This window comes from Pseudomonas sp. AC242, from assembly GCF_979258655.1.
This window is the reverse complement of the sequence record NZ_OZ409873.1, coordinates 2,003,554-2,015,981: the sequence shown is the minus strand read 5'-3', so window position 1 is coordinate 2,015,981 and position 12,428 is coordinate 2,003,554. Positions and strand designations below refer to the sequence as shown.

General features: G+C 60.7%; 9 protein-coding genes and 1 pseudogene. 1 reads left to right on the top strand and 9 read right to left on the bottom strand.

Features of this window, described 5'->3' with window-relative positions; translation table 11 throughout:
- Positions 1–89 precede the first annotated feature (89 nt).
- The 8 genes from ACZZ0A_RS09300 to gspG all read right to left on the bottom strand — a co-directional run bounded on the left by ACZZ0A_RS09300 (position 90) and on the right by gspG (position 9,924).
- Positions 90–1,199: a substrate-binding domain-containing protein gene (locus ACZZ0A_RS09300; RefSeq protein WP_007918196.1), complete on the bottom strand. Its 1,110-nt coding sequence runs from the start codon at positions 1,197–1,199 to the stop codon at positions 90–92.
- Between the two features lie 453 nt (positions 1,200–1,652).
- A complete protein-coding gene (gene gspF / locus ACZZ0A_RS09295) occupies positions 1,653–2,864 on the bottom strand; it encodes a type II secretion system inner membrane protein GspF (protein ID WP_007918198.1) in 1,212 nt (403 codons plus the stop codon).
- Positions 2,864–4,270: a type II secretion system ATPase GspE gene (gspE, locus tag ACZZ0A_RS09290; protein ID WP_007918200.1), complete on the bottom strand. Its 1,407-nt coding sequence runs from the start codon at positions 4,268–4,270 to the stop codon at positions 2,864–2,866. Before gspE ends, gspF begins: the two co-directional genes overlap by 1 nt.
- Before the next feature lie 151 nt (positions 4,271–4,421).
- Positions 4,422–6,788 carry a type II secretion system secretin GspD gene (gene gspD / locus ACZZ0A_RS09285; protein ID WP_463542922.1) on the bottom strand — a complete coding sequence of 789 codons (2,367 nt, stop codon included), beginning with the start codon at positions 6,786–6,788 and terminating at the stop codon, positions 4,422–4,424.
- Complete coding sequence (gene gspM / locus ACZZ0A_RS09280) at positions 6,785–7,330, bottom strand: type II secretion system protein GspM (protein WP_463542921.1); 546 nt, start codon at positions 7,328–7,330, stop codon at positions 6,785–6,787. The genes gspD and gspM overlap by 4 nt, the downstream gene beginning before the upstream one ends.
- Positions 7,323–8,501: a type II secretion system protein GspL gene (gene gspL, locus ACZZ0A_RS09275; RefSeq protein ID WP_463542920.1), complete on the bottom strand. Its 1,179-nt coding sequence runs from the start codon at positions 8,499–8,501 to the stop codon at positions 7,323–7,325. Before gspL ends, gspM begins: the two co-directional genes overlap by 8 nt.
- On the bottom strand, positions 8,498–9,457 hold the full coding sequence (gspK, locus tag ACZZ0A_RS09270) for a type II secretion system minor pseudopilin GspK (RefSeq protein WP_463542919.1): 960 nt from the start codon (positions 9,455–9,457) through the stop codon (positions 8,498–8,500). The genes gspL and gspK overlap by 4 nt, the downstream gene beginning before the upstream one ends.
- A gap of 8 nt (positions 9,458–9,465) precedes the next feature.
- Complete coding sequence (gspG, locus tag ACZZ0A_RS09265) at positions 9,466–9,924, bottom strand: type II secretion system major pseudopilin GspG (protein ID WP_038368790.1); 459 nt, start codon at positions 9,922–9,924, stop codon at positions 9,466–9,468.
- A 147-nt stretch (positions 9,925–10,071) separates the two neighbouring features.
- On the opposite strand from gspG, the pseudogene gspI reads away from it, so the two are divergent.
- Positions 10,072–10,440: pseudogene (gene gspI / locus ACZZ0A_RS09260) on the top strand (type II secretion system minor pseudopilin GspI); the annotation flags it as partial.
- A gap of 773 nt (positions 10,441–11,213) precedes the next feature.
- On the opposite strand, the gene ACZZ0A_RS09255 reads toward gspI, so the two are convergent.
- Positions 11,214–12,428, bottom strand: coding sequence for an MFS transporter (locus tag ACZZ0A_RS09255; protein WP_007919039.1), 1,215 nt, complete (start codon positions 12,426–12,428; stop codon positions 11,214–11,216).

The following is a 12,428-nucleotide window of genomic DNA, read 5'->3' as shown; positions in this document are numbered from 1 at the left end:
CACACAAACTTCATGATTGAGGAGTAGATCGGCCAAAAAAAAGCAGCAGCCCGAAGGCTGCTGCGATTGCATTGCGACTGAAGCGAAGCTTACAAAGGACGACCGATAGCGTTGCAGACGCTGGCGTTGTTGATGTCCAGGTTGTTGCCCGAAGAGTTGGTGACGAAGTTGGCGGTCACAGCGGCTTTCCAGTTGGTTGGAACCGGAGTGAAGCTGTGCGCGATGGTGGCAGCGTTGTTGCCCGGGTTGCTGTAGTGAGTGGTCAGGAAGCTGCGTACATCGTTGGCCACGGTTGCATCCTTGTAGCACTGACCGAAGATGAAGTTGGTGTAAGCGACGATCGGGTAGCCGCTCGCCGGGTTAGGCACAACCGGTACCCACTGCGCCGGGTTGGCAGGCGCGGCTGGCAGAGCGGCCGAACCCAATGCCAGGGAAACGTTGGCAGTGGTTGGCTGCACGCCGTTGACGCGGGCAACAACAGCGTTGCTCGCAGCGTTCACACCGTCCGGACCGACGTAACCGATCGAACCGTCAACGGCGTTGACCTGGGTGGCGACGTCAGACGTACCGGCAACACCCACCCAGTTCGCTGGCAGTGCGGAGCCGGCTGGCAGGCGAGCGTTGGTGAAGGTGGAGTTGGTGGCGAACTTGGTCGGGCAGATCGAGTTCAGGTGGCGAGTGAGGATTTCCGAAGTGCCGCTGGAAACGTTGCGATAAACAACGCGAATCGGCGTGGTGTCGGCAGTACCCAACAGCGCACCCCAAGTGGTTTTGGCGCCCGAGAAGGCATCACACAGCTGAGTGCTGGTCAGGTTCAGCGCGGTCTGGCCAGACTTTTTGTACGGAATGGCAACCGAAGTGGCCACCGAAGGCAGTTGGATCAGCGGGCCGTACGAAGCGCCGTAGGTGCTGTTGTAGGTGCTGATTTCCGTAGCGCTGAGGATCGAGTCGCTACCGGCGAAGTGCACCGAACCGGTGGTGCTGAACAGCGCGGAGTTGTTGGTCAGGAAAGCCGTTTTGCCAGTGCCGCTACCGGTGCCCAGGTAGCTGAAGTTGGCTGGCAGGATGCTGTTGGCAGAACCTTTGTACAGAGCGGCAGGCAGAGTCGCGCCACCACCGGTAACGTTGGCGGCCATGGCCTGGGCGGAAGCCAGAGCGGCGACGGTCAGTGAGGCGGCGATCAGAGTGCGCTTGAACATGAAGAATCTCCTTTTCAACTGGGTTGTGAACACAGGTTTCGGGGTTGCTTGCATGACACTGGGAGGACTCACCGGGGCCCTCGCTAGCGCTGGCCTTGGTTAAGTCGCACTGAGAAATTCGCAGTTTCCGGTGACAGATAAAGGAAAAAACCTCGGGAGCTGTGAGGTGTTTCCGAAGGGATTTTCTCGGGTGTTTGTCGGGTGCTGCGCAGCGTCTGGGGCGGGGGTTTGGCTGAATCGGGCTGGAGGCGTTGGCGGGTGGTTGCAGATGACAGAAAGGAGAACCCGAGGATGGTTTTTTTGAGGGTCGGGTGATGGTCGAATGCGCTGTAAAAGTTTTACAGATTCTTTTCCTGAGCTGACCTTATCGCGAGCAGGCTCACTCCTACAGGGGAACGCATTTCAAATGTAGGCCTTCGCCTGCTCGCGATGAGGCCCTACTCAACAACAGCACTATTGGACCAGTTGATTGATCTCAATGATCGGCAACAACACCGCCATCACAATCACCAGCACCACCCCGCCCATTACCACAATCATCAGCGGCTCCAGCAGTGCGGTCATGCCCATTGCCCGCCGTTCGATATCACGCGACAGGGTTTGCGCCGCACGCTCAAGCATCGGTGGCAGTGAACCGGTTTTCTCGCCGCTGGCAATCAAATGAATCAGCACCGGTGGAAACACATTCTCCACGCGCAACGCTGCCGCCAGGTTCACGCCCTCACGCACCTTGGCCGTGGCCTCAGTGACGCTCAAACTCAAGCGATCATTGGACAAGGTCTGCCGCGCCGCCTCCAGTGCACGCAACAACGGCACCCCGGCGCCGCCGAGAATCGCCAGAGTCGAAGCGAATCGCGCGGTGTTCAGGCCCAGAATAAAACGCCCGAACAGCGGCAACTTCAGCACCCGGTGATGCCAACTCAAACGTGCCGCCGGATTGCGCAGGTACAGGCGCCAGCTCCAGAACGCCCCTGCGATGATCGCCGCACACAACCAGCCCCACGCCCTTATGAAATCACTGGCGTTTAGCATCGCCAACGTCAACCCAGGCAAATCCTGCCGCGCCTGGGAAAACGCACTGACCACCTGCGGCACCACATAGCTGAGCAGGAAAATCACAATGCCGATCGACACCAGACCCACCACACCCGGATAGATAAACGCGGTGAGAATCTTGCCGCGCAGGTTGTTGCGTTCCTCGATGTAATCGGCCAGCCGCTCCATGACCTGCGCCAGATCCCCGGACTCCTCGCCAGCCGCAATCAACGCGCGATAGATCTCAGGAAAATCCCGTGGCCGCGCCGCCAGCGACTCGGCCAGACGCATGCCACTGCGCACATCCGCACGCACAGCGCTGAGGGTGTGGGCGATGTGCTTTTTTTCGGCCTGCTCGACCGTGGCACTCAGCGCTGCTTCCAACGGCAGACTCGCGCCCAACAGACTCGCCAGTTGCCGCGTGGCCCAGGCCAGATCGTTGTCCGAGAGCTTGGCGCTGAACAGTCCACCGCCACCGTGCTGGGCGACGTTGCTTTCCTTGTGCACCGACAGCGCGGTCAAACCGCGCCCGCGTAATGTTGTGAAAGCGGCGCTTTGACTGTCCGCCTCAAGGTGCCCGGATTCGATCTTGCCAGTGGCATCAGCAGCTTCAAAACGATAGCGATTCATCAGGCGTCCCGTGTCACACGGAGGATTTCTTCAGGGGCGGTGGCGCCGCTACGGATCCAGCGCTCACCGTCCTCGCGCAGGCTGAACATCCCGGCCTTGGCGGCTGATGCGCGCAAGGCCTGCTCCCCTGCACCTTGATGAATCAGGGTGCGGATGTCGTCGTCGATGCAGAACAATTCGTGGATGCCGGTGCGGCCGCTGTAACCGGTTTGATTGCACGCCGGGCAACCGACCGGGCGCCACGTCCCCGGTGTCGCCGGGTCTTCCTGTTTGCAGTGATTGCACAGGCGCCGCACCAAGCGTTGCGCAAGCACGCCGAGCATCGACGACGCTAGCAGAAACGGTTCGACGCCCATATCGATCAAGCGGTTGACCGCCGACACCGCGTCGTTGGTGTGCAAGGTTGCCAGCACCAAGTGACCGGTCAGCGAGGCTTGCACGGCGATTTGCGCGGTTTCGAGATCGCGGATTTCACCGATCATGATGATGTCCGGGTCTTGGCGCAGAATTGCCCGCAGTGCGAGGGCAAAGGTCATGTCGATCTTGGCGTTGACCTGAATCTGGCTGATGCCCGGCAGGTCATATTCCACCGGATCTTCCACGGTGAGGATGTTGCTGGTGCTCGCATCGAGCCGCGCCAGTGCGGCGTAGAGGCTGGTGGTTTTGCCGCTGCCGGTCGGCCCGGTGACCAAAACGATGCCGTGGGGCTGGCGAATCAGATGATCGAGCTTGGCCAGCACTTGCGCGTCCATGCCGAGGGTTTCCAGATGCAGGCGCCCGGCCTGTTTGTCGAGCAGACGCATCACCACCCTTTCGCCATGCCCGGTCGGTACCGTTGAAACACGAATATCGATCGGCCGCCCGGCCACGCGCAACGCGATGCGACCGTCCTGCGGCAGGCGTTTTTCGGCGATGTCGAGCTGCGCCATGATCTTGATCCGCGACACCAATGCACCGTGCAAGGCCTTGCGCGGCGAGACCACGTCACGCAACGTGCCGTCGACGCGGTAGCGCACCACGGAATGGGTTTCGAACGGCTCGATGTGAATGTCGCTGGCTTCATCGCGGGCGGCTTGGGTGAGCAAGGCGTTGATCATGCGGATCACCGGCGCACCGTCCTGGGTGTCGAGCAGATCGGTGATTTCCGGCATGTCTTGCATCAAGCGGTCGAGGTCGACTTCGTTTTCTGCTGCGCCGACCACTGCCGCCGCACTGCCGGTGTCGGCATAGGCAGCGGCGAGCAAACCGTCGAGTTCGTCATCGCGTACGCGTTGAATCGTGGTCGCACCGAACTGCCGCCGCGCCTCGCTGATCGACCAGCCCGGCGTTGACGGGCAAACGGTCAGCACGCCATCACACAACAAAATCCGCTGCGCCTTGGCCCAGGCGTAAGGCAGCGCACTCATCTCATGCCCTCCCCAATCCCTGTAGGAGCTGCCGAAGGCTGCGATCTTTTGATCTTTGGTCGTTTGGGTCCGTCGAAGAGCAGGATCAAAAGATCGCAGCCTTCGGCAGCTCCTACAAATCGGTTTTCCAGATCAAGAGGCGATGGCGGAATCATTGGATGGGCACCGCTTTGATAGTGGCGCGCGGACCCGACCCCGGTAAAACCGCCGGTACGCCCTGCGCCGCTGTCGGCAATTGCGGCGCCTGCATGTCCGGCATCGCCCAGCTGCGTTCCGGTTGCAAACCGCCCTGCGCACGGCGCATAAAGTCGTAGCGGTTGAGGGTGATGCTGCGCCCCGCTTCGCTGTCGCGAATGATGTACGGACGCAGAAAGACCATCAGGTTGGTCTTGGTAATCGCCCGGCGCTCGTTGCGAAACAGCGCGCCAATCCCCGGCAGACTGCCCAGCCACGGCACCGCGTCATTGCTCTGGCTATAACCATCCTGCAGCAACCCACCGAGGACCATGATCTGCCCGTCATCAAGCAGAATGCTAGTGTCGATCGCGCGTTTGTTGGTGACAATCCCCGCAGAATTGGCACTGGCCGAAGCCCGCTCATCAATACTGCTGACTTCCTGATAGATATCGAGCTTCACCGTACCGCCCTCGGAAATCTGCGGGCGCACGTTGAGCTTCAGTCCAACCTCTTCCCGGGTCACAGTCTGGAACGGGTTATTGCTGGTGCCGCCACCGCCAGTGACGTAACTGCCGCTGACAAACGGAATGGTCTGGCCGACAAAAATACTCGCCGCTTCGTTGTCCAGGGTCAGCAGGTTCGGCGTTGACAGTACGTTGGTGCCGCCCTTGCTTTTCAAGGCCCGGGCCAGCACTTTCAGGTCGAGAATCTTGCCGATACCGGGAATGTCGACGGTGCCGTTGACGTAACCCAGGTTCAAACCCTGCGGCAACACATCGATGCTGGTCTTGCCGTTGGTGTTGATCCCCGAACCACCCAGATTCGCCCCGCCGATCACGCCTTTGCCGCCGAGGTTGCCGGTCTGCCATTGCACGCCGAACTCACTGGCATCGTCCTCGCCGACTTCGACGATCAGGCTTTCGATCACCACTTGCGCGCGGCGCTGGTCGAGCAGATCGATCACCTCGCGCAGGTTGCGATACAACGGCTCCGGCGCGGAAATCAGCAAAGTGTTGGTGGTGGCGTCGGCCTGAATCGTTACCCCGCCGGCACTGAAGGCGACGTTCTGTTCGCTCGCCTGATTACCGCTGCTACTGGTGCCGCCACTGCCTTGTGCGTAACTGCCACCGGCACTGCCGCTGCTATTGCTGGTCGATGTCGTGCCGCTGGTTTGCGTGCCGCTCTGGCCGTTCTGCCCAGCGCTGCCGCCAGTACTTGCACCCATCGCACTAAGCACCGAACGCGCACTGTCACTGGTGCCGCTATCACTCTCACCGGTGAGTAACCCGCGCAAGGCCTGCGCCAGTTTCGCCGCTTGCGCGTTACGCAGATAAACCACATGCAGGTTGCTCGGATTGCTCTGCGCGTTATCCAGTTTGTAAATCAGGTTACGCGCCAGCTCCGTACGCTCCGGACTGCCGGCGCGAATGATGATGGTGTTGGAGCGCGGATCTCCGATCACCGCTATTTTCTGCGTCGGATCATTGCCCGGCGCATCCAGCAAATCCGCGACCATCGGCGCGATGTCAGCAGCGATGCCGTTCTGAATCTGCACCACATCGGTGTCAATCGCACTCGGCGAATCAATGCTCGCGATCAACTGCGCAACGCGGGTCAGGTTCTCGGCGTAATCGGTGATGACGATGGTGTTATTGCCGGGATAGGCGTTGATCGGGTTGTTCGGCGAAACAATCGGCCGCAGCACCGGAATCAGATTCACCGCGTTTTCGTATTGCAGGCGAAACGTGCGCGTGAGCATGCCGTTACCCGCCGGTTTGTCAGCGCTGTAAATCGGCCCACCCAGCAGCTTGGCATCCGCCTCCGGCACCACCTGCGCCACGCCGCCGACATCCACCACACTGAAACCCTGCATACGCAACGCCGCCAACAACATGTCGTAAGCCTGCCGCGCCGGCACCTGACCTTCCGAGACCAGGGTCAACGTGCCCTTGACCCGAGGGTCGACCAGAAACTGCTGCCCGGTCGATCGCGCCAACGCGCGCACCACCGCTTGAATATCGGCGTCGACAAAATTCAGCGTCACTGGTTGATCGCCCAAAGGATTGCTCGGCAACGCAATGCCCGACGACGCCGCACCGCTGCGCGCACTCTTGCTGATGTTGTGCAATTGCTTGGGCGCCGGTCGCGCTTGGGCCTGTGCGCGTTCGCGGTCGAGCACCGCGTCGCCGCTGCGCTGAGTATTGGCCAGCGGCCGCCCGAGTTCACTGTCGACCAGCAATGGCGGCTGGTTTTGCGGTGTGCTGGTGTTGCTGCACGCGCTCAACGCCATCAGCAGCATCGGCAACGCCAGACGTGCCGGTTTGGATCCTGACCCCTTCATGAAGCTTCCTTAGCGCCCAGCGCCTGATCCATGCGAACGGTGCCTGACAAAGTGCCGGCGGTGACTTCGGTCGAGGGGTTGTCTGCGCGTTGCAAACGGGCCTCGACCACTTGCAGAGAAAGTTGTGCCGGGTTGCTCAACAGCCAGTCGAGCACGGCATCGGCCGGCGCCGCGTCGAAGGTCAACTGCCAGGCACCCTGTGCCTCCTGTAATTGGTAATGCCCCGCCAGGCCACTGGCCTGAAGGGTCTGCTCCAGAGACTGCGCCACGCTTTGCCCGTCCGGGCGCACGCTGACTTCGCGCAGCAGCACTTCCAGCGCCTCGGTCTGCGCGCGCAGCTTTGGCGTCTCGGTTTGCCAATAGGTGATTTTCTTCAGCGGCGGCTGGATCAGCGCGACCCACAGCAACAGGCCGATCAGCGCTATGGCCATGGCGGCAACCATGCGCTTTTCACGCAGGGCCAACGGCTGCCAACGCGCCTGCACCTGAGCTTTGAAGCGTTGCCACTTGGCGCGGTAGAGCGCGAGCGAGGCCTTATTCATCTTCTTCTGCTCCGCCGCTGTCATCGCTTTCACTTGGGCTGGCTTCAGTGGCCGGACGCAAGGTCCAACCCTCGTCATCGGCAGTGACGCTGATGCCGGCCTGGGCCAAGGTGCTTTGCCACTCCTGATCATTGCCGCCACGACGGGCTTCGCTGAGCAGACTCAGTTGCAAGGCACCGTCGACAAACGCCAGCCGCTCGACACTGCCAGCCATCGACGGCATGCCGCTGCCGGCCTGCAACACCAGACGATTGAACGTCTGCGCCGGATCATCCGCCGCGCCCTTCTGCCGCGCCGCCAGTTGCTGACGCGCCTGTTGCAACGGGTTGAGGATCACCGGCAACTCGGGGAAGGCCTGCTTTACCCGCAGGTTCATCTGGGCTTTCAGCTGCTGGCCCTTACTCGCCTCACGGGCGGCATACAGATTCAAACCGATCACCCAAACAGCCACGGCCAACGCTGACAGGGCGATCGCCCTGCCCCAGCCGCGATGCTCGTTTTTTTGTTGCTGGACCGCGCCATGCAGTCCCCACCCCGGTAGCGGCCCGATCCAGCGCTGCGCATCCGCCATCGGCAGTTCAGCACCCGACGGTGGTTGCTCACCGATCCAATGCAAAGTGACGCCCGGTTCCCACACGACACCGTCGAAACCGTCATCGAACAACGGCTGCACCCGTGCCGCTTGCACGCTATCGCGCAACAACAGATGCCCGTCTTGCACGCACGCCACGGTGCCGGGCAGCACCGGCAAACGGTACGGCGCCGGATAGAGACCGCGCAGGTTCAGCCCAGCGCTTTTCAGCAATTGCCCAAAACTCAATAACTGCTGCCGAGGCGCCCAGGCGATCTGCACCTGCCCGGCCTCGTCCCGCGAACTGTGCGCGATGTGCATCTCGCTGCTGTCGCCGAGCATCAAGGCCTGCGCCGCACACTGCACCGCCGCGACAATCTTGTTCGCCGGCAGCGGCGGCAAATCGAGACTCGCCAACAGGCTGTCAGCCGGGTGCAGAAAACACACCAGCGGCGGCAGTTTCGCCTGCTGGCTCAACTGGCTCAGGCTGAGGCGTTCTTCCCGCGTAACCTGGCCCTGACGATCCAGCCAGGCGCAATGCAATTGACTGTGCAGATCCAGCTCCGCCAAGGGCGGCAACGCCACTTTCAACTGGCTCATACGCCCACCCGCGACCAAATCACCTGCGGCAAGCGGTCCTGGCTGCGATGCAGCAACGCCTCAAGACTGACCCGCCGCTGATCGCGCCGCGCCTCGCCGCGCAGGCGAAACCAGTCACTGGTGATGCCGACCTTGACGCTGGTCAGCTCCAGTTGCGGCAGGCGCAAACGGTTAACGAAGTCGCCACGGTTGATAAACCAGCGCCCGGCATCGCGCTCGGCGATCAGCGCATTGGCACGCTCCAACGACAGCCCCGGCACGTAAGCAGCCAAAACTGGCGCGGTGGCGGTGTTGCCGTTGAGCCAAGTGGTTGCGGGGATCACCGTCAGGTACGGCGCCAGCTTGCCCATCACCGCCTCATTCACGCCGTCGACACTGCGCAGATCATCGATGCTGCGCAGCATCGGCAGCGTCGGATTCTGCGGTTTGTGTGAAGCGTTGGGCGAAGTGGCGCGACCACTGTCGAAACCACTTTTCGGCGCCTCGGCCATCTGCGGATTCAGCAGTCGCGGGTACGAGGCAATCACCCGCTGACTGATGCGTTGACTCAACCCGGCACTGACCCCGATCAACTCACACAAGCGCTGAAACGCCGCCACCTGCGCCTCATCAACCCGCTCGTTGGCCACCAGATTGCGCAGGTTGAACTTGCCCTGCTCATCCTCCAGCCGCCCTTCAAAACCTTGCGCGGAGAGCCGCTGCGCCCACGGCTGATCGAGCCGGGTCAACGGATCGCGCTGACGTGCGTCCCACAACAATTGACGGCTGATCTCCAACCCGCCCTGCACCAGCCAACGCCCCTGTACGCGCTGCTGATCCGCCTCCAGCGCCCGGGTCGACACGCTCTGGCGCGTCAACATGCCCGCCGCAATCACCGCCACCACGGCCGCAATCAACAACGCGCTGATAATCGCCATGCCCTGTTGCTTCGCCCCCTCAGGCGAGCGGCTGTTCATGGCCGGCCTTACAACTGCCAGGAACCGATATCGGCATTCACGCCGTCGCCGTCCGGCTGACCGTCGGCACCGAGGGAAAAGATGTCGATCTCGCCATTGGCGCCAGGGTTGAGGTACTGATAAGGACGCCCCCACGGATCGTTCGGCAAGCGCTCCAGGTACGAGCGCCAATTGCTGTTCTTCGCATCCGCCGGCCGCTCCACCAACACCTTCAGCCCTTGGTTCATGCTCGGGTAAGTGCCGTGATCGAGGCGATACAACTTCAACGCCTGCATCAACCCACCAATATCCTGCTTCGCCGCCGTCGCCCGCGCCTGATCCGGCCGATCGAGCACCTTGGGCACCACCATCGCCGCCAGAATCCCCAGAATCACCACGACCACCATGATCTCGATCAGGGTAAAACCCTGCTGCCCACGCGGCGTGCGCATCGGTTGCTGAAGCGATTTGAAAGGTGCGATATCCATCTCGACATACCCTGGTTTGATTCGATTCGACGCGCAGTGTTGCAAGAAGATATGTCAGTGATGTTGAAAATCCTCGGGTGTTTTCGTCGTCAAGCCGTCAAGGACGGGGGTTAGCGTCGAGGGCTGGGTTTGGGTTTTGGGCCATGTATGCGTGCGCGTTCGCGGGAAGCGGGTTTCACGTTGATTGAGGTGCTGGTGGCGCTGGCGATTATTGCCGTGGCGATGTCGGCGGCTGTGCGGGTGGCGGGGTTGATGACGCAGAGTAGTGGGATTTTGCGGGATCGGTCGGTGGCGATGATTGCAGCGCAGAGTCGGATGGCGGAGTTGCGGTTGGAAGGGAAGTTGCCGATGGGTATGAAAGCGCTGGATTGTGATCAGGGGCGGTTGTTGTTGCGGTGTGAACAGGTGATCAGCGCAGCCGAAAACGGCCGCTTACTCAAGATTGGCATTCAGGTATTCGACCGCAACCAAGATGCGCCGCCGTTGGCTAGGCTGGAAACTTTGATGTCCCGAACCCGAAAGCCCCTCACCCTAGCCCTCTCCCAAGGGAGAGGGAACCGATTCGGGGATATTCGAAAGCTGCACCGACTTGAACGTCTTTCATTGAATCCAAAATGGCCAAGCTCACAAAGCCAAATCGAAGGCCCTTCACCAAACCATAATCGCCAAGGCCTTTCATCAAAGCCATAATCGCCAAGGTCTTCCAGGTCGACGTACCCCGCAACACACCTCGGTCGGCCCCCTCTCACTCCGGGAGAGGGCTGGAGTGAGGGCCGCTTCTACTCGCAAAATCCCAGAATCACCAAAGCCATAATCACCAAGATCTTCCAGGTCGATGCACCCCGCAAGACACCTCGGTCGGCCCCCTCTCACTCCGGGAGAGGGCTGGGGTGAGGGCCGCTTCTACTCGCAAAATCCCAGAATCACCAAAGCCATAATCACTAAGATCTTCCAGGTCGATGCACCCCGCAACACACCTCGGTCGGCCCCCTCTCACTCCGGGAGAGGGCTGGGGTGAGGGCCGCTTCTACTCGCAAAATCCCAGAATCACCAAAGCCATAATCACTAAGATCTTCCAGGTCGATGCACCCCGCAACACACCTCGGTCGGCCCCCTCTCACTCCGGGAGAGGGCTGGGGTGAGGGCCGCTTCTACTCGCAAAATCCCAGAATAACCAAAGCCATAATCACCACGGTCTTCCAGGTCGATGCACCCCGCAACACACCTCGGTCGGCCCCCTCTCCCTCCGGGAGAGGGCTGGGGTGAGGGCCAGGGTTGCCAGCTAGCGGTCACTTGGCAGCAACGCTCTCAAGCGCCGGGTCCTCAGCGACGCCCCATTTGTTGAAACCATAGCCAAGTACCGTTGCGATCAAAATGAACACGGACAGGCTCGCCAGCGGAGGAAAGGGGGCGACGGCGAGCAGCACGCTGACGACGCCAGCCGTCACGAACATGAGGGTGCCGCCCGCCGCCGACGAGGCCCCCGCTTTCTCGCTGAACATCTCCATGGCCCTGGAGGCGGCGGCGGGCCTGACCAGTGTCGTTCCTAGCGTACAGATGATCATTGGGATGGCCACTGTAGCGATAGAGAGCTGGAACTGAATCAACCCCACCATGATCAGGCCGGACAGCCCGGAGATAGCCAATCCCACCTTGATTTGAGTGTCGATCGTCAGTGTTCTGGATAACCGGGTGGCCAATAACCCGCCCACCACATAGGCGCCTCCGTAGGCCAGTAGCACAAATGAGTAACTCAACGAGGACACCCGGAGCGTTTCGAGAAAGATGATGGGAGAAATAGCAATGAATCCAAAATGACAGGAAAAGGCCATAGCCGATGTCATCCACGAATACACGAAAGGTTTATAGCTGAAGATATCCGCATAACGCTTGAGAATTTCCAGCTTTTGCGATCGCGACGTTAGCGACTGATCCGGTAATTTGGGAAAAAACCACAGTGTTTGCCCCAGCAAGATCACAGCCAGCACAGCAAACACGTAGAAACTCCCCTGCCAATTCAGGGCGTACTGCAGATACGTCCCAAACAACGGAGAAAAGGAAATACAAATCCCGCTTAACGACAGCATGTAAATGCGAATCCGCTGCCGGTCTTCAGCCGTGAAGACATCCTGAACAATCGCTTGAGCCAACACAAAACATCCGCACCCTGCGCCCTGCACGACTCGCGCCAAGGCAAACTGCAGTTGCGTGCTGGACAGCAGGCAGCCCGCAATACCCAGCAGTGACACTACCAACCCAAGTTTGAGCATGACAGGCCGGCCATACTTGTCGGACAGCGGCCCTACAACGATCTGAGAGATGGAGAACCCCACCGCAAATGTCGCCACAAAGTAGGTGACTTCATTGACCTTCATTCCAAACGCATCCGCCAGAGCCGGATAAGACGGCAGTAATACATCGAGCGGGAATACGCCAAGTGCGACCATGACCGACAGCAGGAAAAGTGCAGAGGCCTTTGAAGGCGATTTGAGTTTAACGTTCAC